The 500-nt window shown below is 44.8% G+C and carries 2 tRNA genes and 1 rRNA gene; all 3 read left to right on the forward strand.

The window, feature by feature from the left end:
* Nucleotides 1–87, forward strand: a 16S ribosomal RNA gene (locus IQR33_RS24155); the annotation flags it as partial.
* 67 nt (nt 88–154) lie between these two features.
* Nucleotides 155–231 (forward strand) — tRNA-Ile (locus IQR33_RS24160).
* A 42-nt stretch (nt 232–273) separates the two neighbouring features.
* A tRNA-Ala gene (locus IQR33_RS24165) sits at nt 274–349 on the forward strand.
* Nucleotides 350–500: the final 151 nt, after the last annotated feature.

Consider the following 500-nt stretch of genomic DNA (forward strand, 5'->3'; position numbering starts at 1 on the left):
GGGACGCTTACCACTTTGTGGTTCATGACTGGGGTGAAGTCGTAACAAGGTAGCGCTAGGGGAACCTGGCGCTGGATCACCTCCTTATACGATGATTACTCACGATGAGTGTCCACACAGATTGATACGGTTTATAAAGTAAAGAGATGATACTGGGTCTGTAGCTCAGGTGGTTAGAGCGTTCGCCTGATAAGCGAGAGGTCGGTGGTTCGAGTCCACTCAGACCCACCAATTTCTTTCCCAAGGAATTGGCGACAGTATCGACACCTTGATGGGGCTATAGCTCAGCTGGGAGAGCGCCTGCCTTGCACGCAGGAGGTCTGCGGTTCGATCCCGCATAGCTCCACCATCTTTAAGTGTTCTTGAAAAAGAATCTTTAAAAATGGTTTTCATAAGAAAATCTAGCTCTTTAACAATTTGGAAAGCTGACAAAACAATCTTTAAGATTGTTTGTAAAGTTCTCAATGTTTGTCTTTATGACAAACACCAAAAAACACATT

It is taken from the genome of Vibrio sp. OPT46 (assembly GCF_015163535.1).
GTDB lineage: Bacteria > Pseudomonadota > Gammaproteobacteria > Enterobacterales > Vibrionaceae > Vibrio > Vibrio alginolyticus.